Source organism: Methylobacterium sp. Leaf87 (assembly GCF_001422775.1).
Taxonomy (GTDB): Bacteria; Pseudomonadota; Alphaproteobacteria; order Rhizobiales; family Beijerinckiaceae; genus Methylobacterium.
The window spans coordinates 85038-99877 of the sequence record NZ_LMMI01000005.1 but is presented as its reverse complement, the minus strand read 5'-3'; the positions used below and the strand labels follow the sequence as shown (position 1 = coordinate 99877).

Here is a 14840-nt window from a genome sequence, read left to right as displayed (position 1 = left end):
GCGGGCGTCGTCGCGGGCCTTCAAACAAAAAGAGGCCGGGACTGAGCCCGGCCTTCACGATCGTGACGATGCTGGCGCGACCTACTCGGCCGGCTTCTCGGCGGGAGCCGGAGGCGCGGGCGGAGTGGGCGGCTTCTCGGGCGCCGCCGGGGGGGCAGGCGGCGCTTCGGCCGGGGGAGCAGGAGGGGCGGGCGGCTTCTCGGCCGGAGCTGCGGCCGGGGCCGGCTTGGCCTCCGCCGCCTTATCCGCCGGCTTGGCAGCGTCAGGCTTGGCAGCGTCAGGCTTGGCAGCGTCAGGCTTGGCTTCGGCGGGCTTCGCCGCATCGGGCTTGGCTTCCGCCGGCTTGGCCTCGGCCTTCTTCTCCGCCGCCGGCAGGGGCGCCGGGGTATCGGCGAGGGTACGCAGATACGCGATGACGTCGGCGCGCTCGGCGGGCGAGGTGATGCCGGCGAACGCCATCTTGGTGCCGGCGGCGTAGCCCTTCGGGCTCGTCAGGAAGTGGTCGAGGTCGTCGTAGGTCCAGGTGCCGCCCTTCTCCTTGAGGGCGGCCGAATACTCGAACCCGCTCTCATGGGCCTTCTGGCGCTCGACGACGCCCCAGAGGTGCGGGCCGACCTTGTTGGGGCCGCCCTTGTCGAAGCTGTGGCACGAGGCGCACTTCTTGGCCGCCGACTGGCCCTTGTCGGCGCTGGCGCTGGCGAGCCGGATCGGCAGGGGCTCGGCCTTCGCCTCGGGGGCACCACCGGCGGCCTTCGCCTGGGGCTCCGGCAGGGCGTAACCCGCGGCCCCGGCGGGCTTGGGGTGGTAGATCAGCTCGGCGACGAACCCGGACCCTACGGCGAACAGGAGTGCGCCGAGCGCAGCACCCGCGACCTTGTTCAGCTCGAAAGAGTCCATTCTCGACAACTCCGATGCGTCCGGCTGGGCGCGCTTGCGGGCGGGTCCGGACACGGGGATGTGTCGGACTTTGGAAACAGTCGAGGGTGCTTAGCCGCTGGAGCCCGATCTTGACAATGGCGCGCGGCGACGCCGCGTAGTCGCAGAGGCCGATCCGTCACCGGTGTGGCCCCCGGGGATCGCCCCCGGTGCATGACAACACCCCACCCCGCTGATAAGCGACGGGCTTCGAACGCGCCGGGAACGGACGTTTTCGAAGTCAGAGATCCTCGGCAGCCAGCCGAAGCGATGGGCGAAAAGAATGTCCGATCCCCTCGTGCTCATCCCCGCCCGCCTCGCCGCGACCCGCCTTCCGGACAAACCGCTCCTGGATCTCTGCGGCGCACCGATGATCGTCCACGTCTGGCGCCGGGCCGTCGAGGCCGGAATCGGCCCCGTGGTGGTGGCGACCGATACCACGGCCATCCGCGACGTGATCGAGGCGGAGGGGGGCATCGCGGTGATGACCCGAGCCGACCACCCCACGGGCTCGGACCGCCTCGCCGAGGCCCTGGAGATCATCGATCCGCAGGGCAACCACACCATCGTCGTCAACGTCCAGGGCGACCTGCCGACCATCGATCCCGCCATCATCGGTGCCGCGATCCTGCCGCTCGCCGACAAGGCCGTCGACATCGCCACCCTGTGCGCCGTGATCACCGACGCGGCGGAGCGCGACGATCCCAACGTGGTCAAGCTCGTCGGCCATCCCGTCGGCGAGAACCGTCTGCGCGCGCTCTATTTCACCCGGGCGCGGGCGCCGTGGGGGGAGGGGCCGCATTACCACCACATCGGCCTCTACGCGTATCGCCGCCGGGCGCTGGCGCGTTTCATGGCCCTGCCGCCCGGCACCCTCGAAACCCGCGAGAAGCTGGAGCAGCTGCGCGCCCTGGAAGCCGGCCTGCGCATCGACGCCATGATCGTCGACGACCTGCCTCTCGGCGTCGATACCCCCGCCGACCTGGAGCGGGCGCGCGCCGTCCTCTCGGCCCGGCGCCTGAACTGAACCGTTGGACGCGAAAAGATTCCGATGCCCCACCGCACCATCTCATACCAGGGCGAGCCCGGCGCCAACTCGCACATCCTCTGCGCCCAGGCCTACCCGGACTGGACGCCGCTGCCGTGCCCGACCTTCGAGGACGCCTTCGCGGCGGTGAACGAGGGCCGGGCCGCCCGGGCGATGATCCCCATCGAGAACTCCATCGCGGGCCGGGTCGCCGACATCCACCACCTCATTCCGACGGCGCGCCTCCACATCGTCGCCGAGCACTTCCTGCCGATTCACTTCCAACTGATGGTGCTGCCGGGGACCGAGGTGGGGACGCTCAGATCCGTCCACAGCCACGTCCATGCGCTCGGCCAGTGCCGCAAGATCATCCGGCGCCTCGGGCTCCGCGCCGTGGTGGCGGGCGACACGGCGGGCGCCGCCCGTGAGGTGGCGGAGGCCCGCGACCCGAGCCGGGGTGCCCTGGCGCCGGCGCTGGCGGCCGAAGTCTACGGCCTCGAGATCGTCGCCCGCGATGTCGAGGACGAGAGCCACAACACCACCCGCTTCGTGGTGTTCGCCCCCGAGGCCGAGCCCCTCGCGGCGGAGGCCGGTCCGGCGGTGACGAGCTTCATCTTCCGGGTGCGCAACATCCCGGCCGCCCTCTACAAGGCACTCGGGGGCTTCGCCACCAACGGCGTCAACATGTCGAAGCTCGAGAGCTACATGGTCGAGGGCCAGTTCTCGGCGACCCAGTTCTACGCCGAGGTCGACGGCCACCCCGACGAGCCCGGCCTCGCCCGGGCCCTTGAAGAACTTGCCTACTTCTCGCGAGAAGTGCGGATCATCGGCACCTATCCGGCCGATCCCTATCGCGAGGTCAGCCGCCTGGCGGCGGAATAGGGCCTTGAGCGAACGCGACGCAGCGAGCCGGATCGTGAGCGGGATGCCCGAGACTGACGACACGACCCCCTGCCGGTTCGAAATCCATCATGGATCGACCGTGCTTCGGGTCGCGGACGATTGGAGCGGGCACGTTCTGATCGAGCGGATCTACAACGGCCTGCGCGAAGCGCGGCGATCCCGCGACGTCGGGCATACGGTCCCGACGGCACCGACGCCCGGCAGCGAGGCCGAGAACCTCACGGTCGAGGCCGCCCTGTTCCACGGCTTCCGGGCGATCGACGGCACCGCGGATTATCGCGCGAGCGCGCAGCAGATCGTCGCCCTGGTGCATGCGGCGCGGGAGCAGGGTCGGATGGATGTGCTGCAGACAAGGGAACCGAACGACTGATCCGACCCGACAGGGTCGGGTCAGGCCCTAGCCGCCCCGGCTCGCGCTGCTCAGCCCCGCGGTCCGACAGATGTCCTTGGCGGGTTCGTTGAGGATGGTCTGAGCCGCCGGCACATCGCGCTCGGCATCGGCCATGCGCGCCTGGATCGGCGAAGCCGCGGGGGCCGCGGGGGCCGCAGCGGCATACGCCATGGCGGTGGTGGGCATGCTCGGGCCCGTGGGTGCCGGGGCGCCCGGCTTGCGCTTCTCGTAGAACGCGTTGCCGCCGGCCACCGCCACGTAATGCATGTTGTTGTAGGGGAAGCGCAGGCCAGCCGTGTGGAAATGCATGGCCCGGCCGACCTTGGGGTGGCGCTGCCCGGCCAGCACCGCGTCGGTCACGTCGGCGACGCGCTGGAGATCCTTGGCCTCCATCGACTTGGTGAGCACGCCCGGGGCGAATTGCCGGGGCTGACCGACCACCGAGCAGATGCCGCTGCCCTGAGGCGCCGACTGCACCCGATTCATCACCACGGTGCCGACGGCCAGGAGGCCGTCGCGGTCGCTGCGGTTCGATTCGAAGTACATGGCGCGCCCGAGGCAGTCGCGCTCCTCGTCCGTGGCGGCGACGGGCTGGGCCATGGCGAGGCTGCCCGTGTTCTGGCCCGGGATCAGGGTGGAATTGCAGGCCCCGAGGGCGGGAATCACCACGATCAAGCCGAGGAGAGAACCCGTTTTCGTCGCCCACGAACCCTGCATGCCGTCTCGCTCCATCGTGATTTCCGTCGCCGGGGCGCAGGCCCCTGACGATCCGCGACGGCCAGGCTTGGCCGCCATTCGGGTCTTTTTCGGGCAGGACCCGGACTCAGGCGGCTTTCGGACGGGCCGCGTTCGCCATCGCCGGGGACTGTGCCGTATCGGCCTCACCCGCGACCACGACGGGGGCGGGGACGGCGGGGAATTCGAGGACGCGCAGGAGTGGGGCGGGGGTCGCATCCGCCGAAACCGCGGGCTTCGACGCGATCTCGCCGGCCTCGGTCTCAGCCGCCACGATCTCGGACTGAGGCACGGGCGCCGGGCGCGATTGGGCGAACAGGGCCGCCCCCGCCTTGGGTCCGGCAGCCTTGATCAGGGTGGCCTCGCCGCAGGTGCCGGCCATGCGCTGACCGAGGTCGAGGAGGCGTTCGCGCTCGACGCAATAGGCCGCCACCCGGGCGCGGGCATATTCGGGCATGCCGGCGATGAGCGCATCGAGCTCCGCCCCACGCGCCCGATACAGGGTCGTAATGAGTTCGACGGGGATCGGGTACTTCGCCAGGGTCGGCGTGGTCGGCCGGAGGGGAGAGGCTGCCATCGCGGGTCTCGTCACTGTGCGGAAGCATCAGTTCGGCCCGGTTTGGTTAACGGGGGGTTACCGGGCCGGGCGGCTATTCCCGCTTGATCAGCCGGTCGACCACGAAATCCGACCAGAACCCAGGCCGAAACTCCCGCTTCAGGGCCTCCGGGTCGTAGACCGTCTCGACCCACGTGAGGAAGTCGAGGCCGCGGGCCTCGCCCTCGCGAAGGTAGAGGTCGAAGAATGCATCGAGGATGCCGGTCTTGGCGAAGCGGAAATGGCCGTAGCGGGCCGAGAGCTGGCCCATGGCCTCCGCGACGGGCCGGCCCTCGTGCAGGATGAGGTAGAGCACCGCCCCCATGCCGGCCCGGTCGGCGCCCGACTTGCAGTGCATCATCGCCGGATATTCGACGCCGGCGAAGAAATTCTTGGCGGCCAGGATCGTCTCGCGGGACGGCGCCTCGCGCGAGCGCAGGACGAACTCCACGAGGGTCAGGCCCTGGCGGGCACAGGCCTCGCGCTGGAGCGGCCAGGACCCGTGCTCGCGCCCGCCGCGCAGGGAAATCACCGTGCGGACGCCCTGGCGCTTGAACCAGGCGAGCTGGTGCGGCGTCGGCTGGGCCGAGCGCCACAGCTTGCCCTGTCCCACCCGGTGCCGGTTGAGGTAGGCCAACCGGAACACGCCGTGATCGACGAGGAGCATGTTGGCCCACGCCTTCGCCCGCGAGACCGGCCCGGCGATGGGCTTCTCGAACCGGGCGATGCGCGCCATGCGCCGCGCGTAGCGGGTCTCGGGCTTGAGGAAGCGCTTGAACACGGGGCGGGGAACGTCGCGGCTCTACGGGGGAGGAGCCCCGGCATCTAACAGGCGCGCCCTGGCCCGGCAAACGGCGGGCCCCTCGGGACAAACGGGGTCGGCGCGACCCGGCATCGCCCTTGCCTTGTGTTCGCCCGGATCGTCATCTCCGATACCGATGCCTGATCGATCGATTTCGAGCGCGGGGACCCGTCATGAGCACGAGCACCACCAGCATTCGCCGCGCCCGCCCCACCGACGCCGACCGTCTGTCGGACGTGTTCGATGAAACCTGGCGCGAGGCCTATCGGGGCATCATCCCGGGTGTTTCCCTCGAGCGCATGATCGCCCGGCGCAGCGCCCAATGGTGGCTCGGCGCGGCCCAGCGCCGGCGTCCCCTCGTGGTGGTGGAGACCCGCGAGGGTGTGGTCGGCTACGCGGTCTACGGGCAGGCCAGGGGCCGGGGTCTCGGCACCGCGGGCGAGATCGACGAACTCTACATCCTGCCCGAGCATCAGGGGCTCGGCCTCGGCCGGCGGCTGTGTCGGGCCGTGCGCAACGACATGATGGATCACGGCCTCCACACCCTCGGGGTCTGGGCCCTCGCGGGCAACGACCGGGCGGAGGCGTTCTACCTCGGCCTCGGCGCCACGATCGTCGGGCACGCCAGCGACAGCATCGCCGGCTCGGTGCTGCCCAAGGTCGGCTACCGCTTCGCCTGAGGCCGGCTCGCCGAATCGTCATGGCCTCCCCATCTCATCCCTGTGGCCGATTGGCCGAGGGGAGAGCCGATGACCGCCAGCGGACACGAGACCGTCACCGCGAAGGACTGGGACGACCGGGTCGCGCGCCTGACGGAGAAGCTGCCCACGCGCCTGGGGGAGGCCCTCGATTGGCTGCGCGAACCGTCGCGGCGCATCGTCCGGATCATCGCCGCTCTTCTGTTCATCCTCGGCGGTGTGTTCTCGATCCTGCCGGTACTCGGCCTGTGGATGCTGCCCGTCGGCCTCGCGCTGCTCAGCGAGGACATTCCCGGACTCAAGGTTCCCCTGGAGCGCAGCGCACGCTGGATCGTGGCGACGTGGGCGCGGGTGAGGGCGTCCTTCCGGCGCTAAGCCCGCGCGCCCGGGCGGAGGCGTGATAATCCCCGCCAAACGTAGCCGGGCGACCGGGCCGGAGATTTCCTTGAGGCGGCAACGGCTTTAAGAGACGCCCGGAGAGGCCTCTGCGGCCCGAAGTGCACGGGAGAAACAGCCCATGATCATCGACAATGTCTCGATCGGCAAGAACGCGCCCGATGATGTGAACGTCATCATCGAGGTTCCCATCGGCGGCGACCCGATCAAGTACGAGATGGACAAGGAATCGGGCGCCCTCGTGGTCGATCGTTTCCTCTACACGGCGATGCATTACCCGGGTAATTACGGCTTCATCCCGCACACCCTCTCGGGCGACGGCGATCCGTGCGACGTGCTCGTCGCCAACACGCGCGCCATCGCGCCGGGCGCCGTCATGAGCGTGCGCCCCGTCGGCGTGCTGGTGATGGAGGACAATGCCGGCGAGGATGAGAAGATCATCGCCGTGCCGTCGCGTCACCTCACCATGCGGTACGACCGCGTGGAAAATTACACCGACTTGCCCGACATCACGATCCATCAGATCCAGCACTTCTTCGAGCACTACAAGGATCTGGAGCCCGGCAAGTGGGTCAAGATCGTGCGCTGGGGTGACAAGGCCGAGGCCCACCGCCTCATCCACGAAGGCATCGCGCGCGCGAAGGCCAACAAGGACAAATAGGACCGGTTGCGCGGGCGGCCTAGAGCGCCTGCCCGCGCAAAAGTCTCGGCAGGGTGCCGCGTACCGCGGCGGCTTGCCCAATGAACAGGCGCTTGAGGCCCGGCAGGCGATCGACGAGGCCGAGGCCGAGATCGCGCGCCAGGCGCACCGGCAGGGCGTCCGTGGAAAACAGGCGGTTGAGCCCGTCCGTCATCGCCCCCATGGCGAGGGTCTCGAACCGGCGTTCGCGCTCGTAGGTCTGCAGCACGTCGGGGGCGCCGGGATCGAGGCCGAGCCGCAGGGCGTCGGTGACGGCCTGCGCCAGGGAGGCCGCGCCCGCGAGCCCGAGGTTCAGCCCCTGTCCCGCGATGGGGTGGATGACGTGGGCCGCGTCGCCGAGCAGCGCCATCCTGTCGGCCCGGAAGCGGCGGGCGATCCCGAAGGCGAGGGGGTGCGCGCTCGGGCCGTCCTCCAGCACGATCCGGCCGAGGCCGTGGCCGAACCGGCGTTCGATCTCCACCAAAGTCTCGTCGGGTCCGCCACCGAGAAGAGCCGGCACGTCCGCCGCCCGCTCGGTCCAGACGATGGACGAGCGGTGCCCCAATGCGCCGCCCTCGACGAGGGGCAGGATCGCGAACGGGCCGCTCGGCAGGAAATGCTCGTAGGCCCGGCCCCCATGGGGACGCTCATGCCCGATGGTCGCGACGATGCCCGATTGCGGATAGGACCAGCCGACCCAGCCGATGCCGGCCCCTTCGCGCAGGCGCGAGCGCGCTCCGTCCGCCGCCACGAGGAGGCTCGCTGTCTCGGCTCGTCCATCGGTGCGATGGAGTTCGGTGGCCTCGGGCCCCGGATCGGCGGACGCGATCCCGACGGGATCGAGGACCACCCCCGCCGCCGCGCAGGCCGCCAGCAGCGCGGCGACCAGGGGTTCGGCCTCGACCATATGGGCGAAGGGCTCGCCCGCCACCGCATCCTGGGGGGAAGGCTCCTGAGCGAAGGTGAGGAAGACCGGTCGCACCGGGTCGGTGAGGCGGCTGTCGCTCACCACCATGTCGCGGATCGGCTCGGCCGCCGCGGACACGGCCTCCCAGATCCCGAGTTGGGCGAACATCCGTCGCCCCCCCGCCGCCACGGCGAAGGCCCGGCCGCGGTGGCGCGCCGCGCCGGACGCCAGGGCCGGATCGCAGACGGTGACGGCGAGCGCCGGGCCGTGCGCCCGCTTCAACGCCAGGGCGAGGCTCAGCCCCGGGATTCCGGCCCCGGCCACCACCACCCTGCGCTGCCCCGATCCCGCCATCTCGCGTCCCCGTCCCGATCCGCCCGGAGTGCCACTCCCCGGGGTCGAGGGCAACGCGCGGGCCGCCTCCGCGGCAGCGGCATCGTCGCCGGCCGCATGGATCGCGCCTCCCAAGCTTGCTATGGCGGCGGCATCGTCCGTTCCACCACCGGGGGTCCCCATGGCCGGCATCGTCGCCGAACTCCTCGACATCCTCGATCTCGCCCCACTGGGGCAGGACCGCTTCCGGGGCGAGAGTCTGCAGACCGGCTGGTTCCGGGTGTTCGGCGGGCAGGTGGTGGCCCAGGCCCTGGTGGCGGCCTCGCGCACGGTGCCGGAGACGCGTCCGCCGCATTCCCTGCACGCGTATTTTCTGCTCGGCGGAGATCCGAAGGCGCCCATCGACTACGCCGTCGAGCGCATCCGCGACGGGCGCAGCTTCGCGACCCGCCGGGTGGTGGCGAGCCAGCACGAGCGGGCGATCTTCGCCATGTCGGTCTCCTATCACGACGCGGAGGAGGGCGCCGTCCACCAGGCGACGATGCCCGACGTGCCGCCCCCCGAAGGGGTGGCCGAGGCGCCGGCCGCCGCCGCGCAGGCAGCCCGCGAGGGCGCGGCGATTCCGGCGCCGATCCTGTCCTATTTCGGGCGCCGCCGCCCCATCGAGCTGCGCCCCGTAGAGATCGAGCGCTACCTCAGACGCGCGCCGCGCGACCCGCGCTTCCACGTCTGGATGCGCGCCGTCGACCGGCTGCCCGACGATCCCGCCATCCACCGGGCGGTGCTGGCCTACGCCTCCGACATGACGCTGCTCGATGCCACCCTGATCCCGCACGGGCAGACGGTGTTCGACGGCGAGATCCAGTCGGCGAGCCTCGACCATGCCCTGTGGCTGCATCGCCCGTTCCGCGCCGACGAGTGGCTGCTCTATGCCCAGGACAGTCCGAGCGCCGGGGGAGCGCGCGGCTTCGCCCGGGGGCAGATCTTTTCGCGGGACGGCACCCTCGTGGCGTCCGTCGCCCAGGAAGGCATGATTCGGCCGCGACGCGCCGAAGGCTGACTTTAAGCGGCGGCGCGGCGCCGATGTCCAGGCATCTCGCGAGGTGCCCGGACACCTCTCAATCTGCCTATCGATGCGCCATAATGCTTGCGAACAGCGCAAACTTGGCGGGAATTTCGCCCGTATCCAGGGCACGGCACGGACAGTTTCTAAGCAGATAGGGCCGAACGCGAAAAGTTCCCGTTGGCATAGTCCTTGAATAACGAAGGGCGAGCGTCTGGGTCAGTCCGATCCACGCCGAACATCCGGACCCGTCGGGTCGCGACGCGAGAGCGCGCCGGCCGGGCAACCAATCGGGACAAGGGGGCGCCGCCCATGAAGATCGTGATGGCTATCATCAAGCCGTTCAAGCTGGAGGAGGTCCGGGACGCCCTGACCGGCATCGGCGTGCACGGGCTCACCGTCACCGAGGTGAAGGGTTACGGCCGCCAGAAGGGCCACACCGAGATCTACCGCGGCGCCGAGTACGCCGTGAGCTTCCTGCCCAAGCTGAAGATCGAGGTGGCGGTGGCCTCCGACCTCACCGGCAGCGTCATCGACGCCATCGCGGCCGCCGCCCGCACGGGCCAGATCGGCGACGGCAAGATCTTCGTTCTTCCCCTCGAGAAGGCCGTCCGCATCCGCACCGGCGAGACCGACGTCGACGCCCTCTGAGGCAGCCCCTCGCAGTCCACAGCCGTACTTCGGGTCCGCGCGCCGGCCCCCGGGAGAGTCGGGCCGCCCGCCGGTCCCCGCCCCACGATCGTCCCCCTTCAGCATCGCACAGTGACCGGGAGTCCTGTTTCCATGAAACTTCGCAATGCCCTGGCGCTCGGAATGGGAGGCGCCGCCCTGGCGCTCCTGTTCATCGAGCCATCCCTCGCGCAGTCGCCGACCACGGAGGCCGCACCGGCCGCCGCAGTGGCCGCGCCCGTCCCGAACAAGGGCGACACCGCCTGGATGCTGATCTCCAGCGCCCTCGTGCTGCTGATGGTCGTGCCGGGCCTGGCCCTGTTCTACGGCGGCCTCGTGCGCACGAAGAACATGCTCTCGGTGCTGACGCAGGTCTTCGCCATCGCGTGCATTTCCTCGCTGCTGTTCGTGATCTTCGGCTACAGCCTCGCCTTCACCAACGGCGGCGGCCTGAACGACTTCGTCGGCGGGTTCTCGAAGGCCTTCCTGAAGGGCATCGACGCCAACTCCACCGTCGCAACCTTTTCGAACGGCGTCGTGATCCCCGAGTACGTCTACATCTGCTTCCAGATGACGTTCGCGATGATCACCCCGGCCCTCATCGTCGGCGCCTTCGCCGAGCGGATGAAGTTCTCGGCGCTCGTCGTGTTCATGATCCTCTGGACCACCCTCATCTACTTCCCGATGGCCCACATGGTCTGGTATTGGGGCGGCCCGGACGCCGTCGGCAACGCCGCCAAGGCGCTGGCCGCCGCCACCGACGACGCCTCGAAGGCGACCGCACAGGCGGCCCTCGACGCGGTGAACGCCGATGCCGGCCTGCTGTTCAAATGGGGCGCCCTCGACTTCGCAGGCGGCACCGTGGTGCATATCAACGCGGGCATCGCCGGCTTCGTCGGCTGCCTCATGCTTGGCAAGCGCATCGGCTACGGCCGTGACCTGCTCGCTCCGCACTCCCTGACCATGACCGCCATCGGCGCCTCGCTGCTCTGGGTCGGCTGGTTCGGCTTCAACGCCGGCTCGAACCTCGAGTCCAACGGCACCGCCGCCATGGCGATGCTCAACACCTTCGTGGCCACCGCCGCCGCCGCCCTCTCCTGGCTGTTCGTGGAGTGGATGCTGAAGGGCAAGCCCTCCCTGCTGGGCATGCTGTCGGGTGCCATCGCGGGCCTCGTCGCCGTCACCCCGGCCGCCGGTTTCGCCGGTCCCATGGGTTCGATCGTGCTGGGCCTCGTCGCGGGCGCCGTGTGCTTCATCATGTGCTCCACGGTGAAGAACGCGCTCGGCTACGACGATTCCCTCGACGTCTTCGGCGTGCACTGCATCGGCGGCATCCTCGGCGCCGTGGCGACCGGCATCCTGGTGAACCCGGATTTCGGCGGCGTCGGCCTGCCGGACTACGCCTCGAAGCCCGGTGAACTCGCGGTGGGCACCTACGAGACGGCGGCGGCCCTGATGAGCCAGCTCAAGGCCGTCGGCTTCACCATCCTGTGGTCCGGCATCGGCTCCGCCATCCTGTACAAGCTCGTCGATCTCACCATCGGCCTGCGCGTCACCCAGGACGAGGAGCGCGAAGGCCTCGACATCGCCGATCACGGCGAGCGCGCCTACAACTACTAGGATCGATCCCAGGGCCGACTTCCGGGGCGGCCCGAGGCAACACGAAAGAAGGCCCCGGATCGCACGATCCGGGGCCTTCTTTCGTCTGCACGTCATCTTGGACACCCGTCGCATTCGGGAGCTCAGGAGCACACTTAAACCCCCGTTAACCGCGCGGGCGTTAGCGTTACCGGATCGTTTCCCCATCGCGTCTGGTTCCGAATGCGCTCGCTTCGCCGTTCCGCATCGCCCTACGACACGTTCGTCGACAGCTTTCGGCCGTTCCTGGCCAAGCGGATGACGGAGTTGGGCGGTCTCATCCTGTTTGCCGGCGCGACGGCCCTGACCGTCGCCCTGGCGACGTGGTCCATCGACGACCCGAGCCTGAACCACGCCACCGACCACGCCGCCCACAACGTGCTCGGCACCAGCGGGGCGGTGATGTCCGACCTCGCCATGCAGCTCCTCGGCCTCGGCTCCCTGGCTTTCGTCCTGCCGCCGGCCCTGTGGGGGGTGCAGCTCATGCGCTCCCGTGCCCTGCCGCGCGGGGGCCTGCGCATCACCCTGTGGATCATCGGCTTCTTCTCCGCGAGCGCGGTGGCCAGCGCCCTGCCGTCCACGGCGCGCTGGCCCCTGCCCACGGGGCTCGGCGGCGTCACCGGCGATGCCCTGATCCACGCGGCCCGCACCATCGTGGGCATCGTCGCCTCGCCGGCCGCGGCGTTGGTGGGCTTCCTCTTCGCCGCCATCGCCATCCTGAGCCTGACCGGTGCCTGCCGGGTGGGCGAGATCCCGGAGGAGGAGGACGAGCCGCTGCATCCCGTGCGGCAGCCCGCCCGCGCCCGCAACGACGACCGCTACGAGGACGACGAACCGAGCCTCGGAGTCGTGTCCCTCGGCGCCCTGGCGCAGATGCTCATGGGTGGCCGCGCCGCCCTGGCCTCGCGTGTCGAGACTTGGCGCGAGGGCCGCGCCGCGCAGGCGGTTGTCGCCCATGACGGCGCCTCGCCGGCCCTGGCGGCACGGCGCGCCTTCTCAGACGACGACACCCCCTGGGAGGCACCCAGCCCGCGCGATCCGCGCCGCGAACCGGTGTTCGACACCGAAGCTGCGCCCGCGCCCGCGCGACGGGCCGCTCCCGTGCTGCACGACGACGAGCCCGACGATGGCGGCGAGGAGCCGGTCTTCGCGCAAGATCCCCAGCCCGCGCCCCCGGATGCGCGCTCGCGCGTCGCTGCGCCGCCGTCGCCCCCCGTGCCCCAGCGGCGTCCGGCCCCGGCTCCTGTGCACAATCCGGGTGCCTACGCGGTTCCGGCGCTGGGTCTCCTGGCCGAGCCGCCCCTGGTCTCACCCTCAGCCCAGGTGTCCTCGGAAGCCCTCGAGCAGAACGCGACCCTGCTCGAAGCCACCCTGAGCGATTTCGGCGTGCGTGGCGACATCCTGGCCGTGCGCCCCGGCCCCGTCGTGACCCTCTACGAATTGGAGCCGGCCCCCGGCACCAAGTCGAGCCGCGTGATCTCGCTGGCCGACGACATCGCCCGGTCCATGTCCGCCGTCTCGGCCCGCGTCGCCGTGGTCCCGGGCCGGAACGCCATCGGCATCGAGCTACCCAATGCGCGGCGCGAGACCGTGTACCTTCGCGAGCTCCTGGCCTCCGTCGATTTCGCCGAGACGAAGCAGAGCCTTGCCCTGTGCCTCGGCAAGAACATCGGCGGCGAGCCGATCATCGCCGACCTCGCCCGGATGCCGCACCTGCTGGTGGCCGGCACCACCGGCTCCGGCAAGTCGGTGGCCATCAACACCATGATCCTCAGCCTGCTCTATCGGCTCAAGCCCGAGGAGTGCCGCCTGATCATGGTCGATCCGAAGATGCTCGAACTGTCGGTCTACGACGGCCAACACCATGATCCTCAGCCTGCTCTATCGGCTCAAGCCCGAGGAGTGCCGCCTGATCATGGTCGATCCGAAGATGCTCGAACTGTCGGTCTACGACGGTATTCCGCACCTGCTCTCGCCCGTGGTCACAGACCCGAAGAAGGCGGTCATCGCCTTGAAGTGGGCCGTGCGCGAGATGGAGGAGCGCTACAAGAAGATGTCCAAGGTCGGTGTGCGCAACATCGACGGGTTCAACGCCCGACTCGCCGAGGCGCGGGGGCGCGGCGAGATCCTGACCCGGACCGTGCAGACCGGTTTCGACCGCGAGACCGGCGAGGCCGTCTACGAGAACGAGGAGATGGACCTCACCCCGCTGCCCTACATCGTCATCGTCGTCGACGAGATGGCCGACCTGATGATGGTGGCGGGGAAAGACATCGAGGGCGCGATCCAGCGCCTCGCCCAGATGGCTCGGGCGGCGGGCATCCACCTCATCATGGCGACGCAGCGCCCGTCGGTCGACGTCATCACCGGCACCATCAAGGCGAACTTCCCGACCCGGATCTCCTTCCAGGTGACGGTCGACGTCATCACCGGCACCATCAAGGCGAACTTCCCGACCCGGATCTCCTTCCAGGTGACGAGCAAGATCGACAGCCGCACGATCCTCGGCGAGATGGGCGCCGAGCAGCTTTTGGGCCAGGGCGACATGCTGTTCATGGCCGGCGGCGGCCGCACCACCCGCGTGCACGGGCCGTTCTGCTCGGATTCGGAAGTCGAGAGCGTCGTCGCTCATCTCAAGCGCCAGGGCCGGCCGTCCTACCTCGAGGCGGTCACCGCCGACGAGGGCGAGGGGGCTAAGGGGTCGGCCGCCGACGAGGTCGAGGTGGACGGTGCGGTGTTCGACCAGGGCAGCTTCGGCGAGACCGGCGGCGACCTCTACGCCCAGGCCATGCAGGTGGTGCTTCGGGACAAGAAAGCGTCCACGTCCTACATCCAGCGCCGCCTGCAGATCGGCTACAACCGCGCCGCCTCCCTGATGGAGAAGATGGAGATGGAGGGCATCGTCGGACCGGCCAACCACGCCGGGAAGCGCGAGATCCTGGTCGAGGCGGACGCTCACGTGAGCTGATCCGCAAGAGCTGATCCGAAAGCGTTCTCGATGAAAACAGAACCGCCCCGAAGGGAAACCCTCGGGGCGGTTCTGTTTCGCGTCGCGGTGTCTCGGGGGAGCGGAAACGAAATCCCGCTCC

At 69.9% G+C, this 14840-nt stretch carries 13 protein-coding genes and 2 pseudogenes; 10 read left to right on the top strand and 5 right to left on the bottom strand.

Features of this window, described 5'->3' with window-relative positions; all coding sequences use genetic code 11:
* Window positions 1–81: 81 nt before the first annotated feature.
* Window positions 82–897, bottom strand: a complete 816-nt coding sequence (locus ASF22_RS04970; protein WP_056262046.1) for a cytochrome c family protein — start codon at window positions 895–897, stop codon at window positions 82–84.
* Window positions 898–1198: 301 nt separating this feature from the next.
* Here ASF22_RS04970 and ASF22_RS04965 point away from each other — a divergent pair, with 301 nt between their 5' ends.
* Genes ASF22_RS04965 through ASF22_RS04955 form a run of 3 tightly spaced genes read left to right on the top strand, consistent with a single transcriptional unit; the run spans window position 1199 to window position 3215 of the window.
* Complete coding sequence (locus ASF22_RS04965; protein WP_056173705.1) at window positions 1199–1942, top strand: 3-deoxy-manno-octulosonate cytidylyltransferase; 744 nt, start codon at window positions 1199–1201, stop codon at window positions 1940–1942.
* A gap of 24 nt (window positions 1943–1966) precedes the next feature.
* Window positions 1967–2824, top strand: coding sequence for a prephenate dehydratase (locus ASF22_RS04960; protein ID WP_056262044.1), 858 nt, complete (start codon window positions 1967–1969; stop codon window positions 2822–2824).
* 4 nt (window positions 2825–2828) lie between these two features.
* Window positions 2829–3215 (top strand): hypothetical protein, encoded by a 387-nt coding sequence (locus ASF22_RS04955; RefSeq protein ID WP_156647606.1) that lies wholly within the window; start codon window positions 2829–2831, stop codon window positions 3213–3215.
* Window positions 3216–3455: 240 nt separating this feature from the next.
* Here the strand turns inward: ASF22_RS04955 and ASF22_RS25285 are convergent.
* From ASF22_RS25285 to ASF22_RS04940, 3 genes and pseudogenes are all read right to left on the bottom strand, one after another.
* Window positions 3456–3806 (bottom strand): annotated as a pseudogene (locus ASF22_RS25285) (cell wall hydrolase); the annotation flags it as partial.
* Between the two features lie 253 nt (window positions 3807–4059).
* A complete protein-coding gene (locus ASF22_RS24725) occupies window positions 4060–4548 on the bottom strand; it encodes a hypothetical protein (RefSeq protein ID WP_244473061.1) in 489 nt (162 codons plus the stop codon).
* A 73-nt stretch (window positions 4549–4621) separates the two neighbouring features.
* Window positions 4622–5347, bottom strand: coding sequence for a tyrosine-protein phosphatase (locus ASF22_RS04940; RefSeq protein WP_056262040.1), 726 nt, complete (start codon window positions 5345–5347; stop codon window positions 4622–4624).
* 194 nt (window positions 5348–5541) lie between these two features.
* On the opposite strand from ASF22_RS04940, the gene ASF22_RS04935 reads away from it, so the two are divergent.
* From ASF22_RS04935 to ppa, 3 genes are all read left to right on the top strand, one after another.
* Complete coding sequence (locus ASF22_RS04935; RefSeq protein ID WP_056262038.1) at window positions 5542–6048, top strand: GNAT family N-acetyltransferase; 507 nt, start codon at window positions 5542–5544, stop codon at window positions 6046–6048.
* 69 nt (window positions 6049–6117) lie between these two features.
* Complete coding sequence (locus ASF22_RS04930) at window positions 6118–6441, top strand: DUF2892 domain-containing protein (protein WP_056173718.1); 324 nt, start codon at window positions 6118–6120, stop codon at window positions 6439–6441.
* 142 nt (window positions 6442–6583) lie between these two features.
* Window positions 6584–7123, top strand: a complete 540-nt coding sequence (gene ppa, locus ASF22_RS04925; protein ID WP_056173721.1) for an inorganic diphosphatase — start codon at window positions 6584–6586, stop codon at window positions 7121–7123.
* 19 nt (window positions 7124–7142) lie between these two features.
* On the opposite strand, the gene ASF22_RS04920 is transcribed toward ppa, so the two are convergent.
* Window positions 7143–8402 carry an FAD-dependent monooxygenase gene (locus tag ASF22_RS04920; RefSeq protein ID WP_056262035.1) on the bottom strand — a complete coding sequence of 420 codons (1260 nt, stop codon included), beginning with the start codon at window positions 8400–8402 and terminating at the stop codon, window positions 7143–7145.
* 160 nt (window positions 8403–8562) lie between these two features.
* Here ASF22_RS04920 and tesB point away from each other — a divergent pair, with 160 nt between their 5' ends.
* The 4 genes and pseudogenes from tesB to ASF22_RS04900 all read left to right on the top strand — a co-directional run bounded on the left by tesB (window position 8563) and on the right by ASF22_RS04900 (window position 14719).
* Window positions 8563–9441, top strand: a complete 879-nt coding sequence (gene tesB / locus ASF22_RS04915; RefSeq protein ID WP_056262031.1) for an acyl-CoA thioesterase II — start codon at window positions 8563–8565, stop codon at window positions 9439–9441.
* Window positions 9442–9756: 315 nt separating this feature from the next.
* Window positions 9757–10095 carry a P-II family nitrogen regulator gene (locus ASF22_RS04910; protein ID WP_056094106.1) on the top strand — a complete coding sequence of 113 codons (339 nt, stop codon included), beginning with the start codon at window positions 9757–9759 and terminating at the stop codon, window positions 10093–10095.
* 132 nt (window positions 10096–10227) lie between these two features.
* Window positions 10228–11733: an ammonium transporter gene (locus ASF22_RS04905; protein ID WP_056173726.1), complete on the top strand. Its 1506-nt coding sequence runs from the start codon at window positions 10228–10230 to the stop codon at window positions 11731–11733.
* 201 nt (window positions 11734–11934) lie between these two features.
* Window positions 11935–14719 (top strand): annotated as a pseudogene (locus tag ASF22_RS04900) (DNA translocase FtsK).
* Window positions 14720–14840 lie beyond the last annotated feature (121 nt).

Coding starts and splice junctions, on each gene's coding strand:
- ASF22_RS04960 (WP_056262044.1), top strand. CDS start 1,967: ATGCCCCACCGCACCATCTCATACCAGGGCGAGCCCGGCGCCAACTCG.
- ASF22_RS04965 (WP_056173705.1), top strand. CDS start 1,199: ATGTCCGATCCCCTCGTGCTCATCCCCGCCCGCCTCGCCGCGACCCGC.
- ASF22_RS24725 (WP_244473061.1), bottom strand. CDS start 4,548: ATGGCAGCCTCTCCCCTCCGGCCGACCACGCCGACCCTGGCGAAGTAC.
- ASF22_RS04935 (WP_056262038.1), top strand. CDS start 5,542: ATGAGCACGAGCACCACCAGCATTCGCCGCGCCCGCCCCACCGACGCC.
- ASF22_RS04930 (WP_056173718.1), top strand. CDS start 6,118: ATGACCGCCAGCGGACACGAGACCGTCACCGCGAAGGACTGGGACGAC.
- ASF22_RS04910 (WP_056094106.1), top strand. CDS start 9,757: ATGAAGATCGTGATGGCTATCATCAAGCCGTTCAAGCTGGAGGAGGTC.
- ppa (WP_056173721.1), top strand. CDS start 6,584: ATGATCATCGACAATGTCTCGATCGGCAAGAACGCGCCCGATGATGTG.
- ASF22_RS04970 (WP_056262046.1), bottom strand. CDS start 897: ATGGACTCTTTCGAGCTGAACAAGGTCGCGGGTGCTGCGCTCGGCGCA.
- ASF22_RS04920 (WP_056262035.1), bottom strand. CDS start 8,402: ATGGCGGGATCGGGGCAGCGCAGGGTGGTGGTGGCCGGGGCCGGAATC.
- ASF22_RS04905 (WP_056173726.1), top strand. CDS start 10,228: ATGAAACTTCGCAATGCCCTGGCGCTCGGAATGGGAGGCGCCGCCCTG.
- tesB (WP_056262031.1), top strand. CDS start 8,563: ATGGCCGGCATCGTCGCCGAACTCCTCGACATCCTCGATCTCGCCCCA.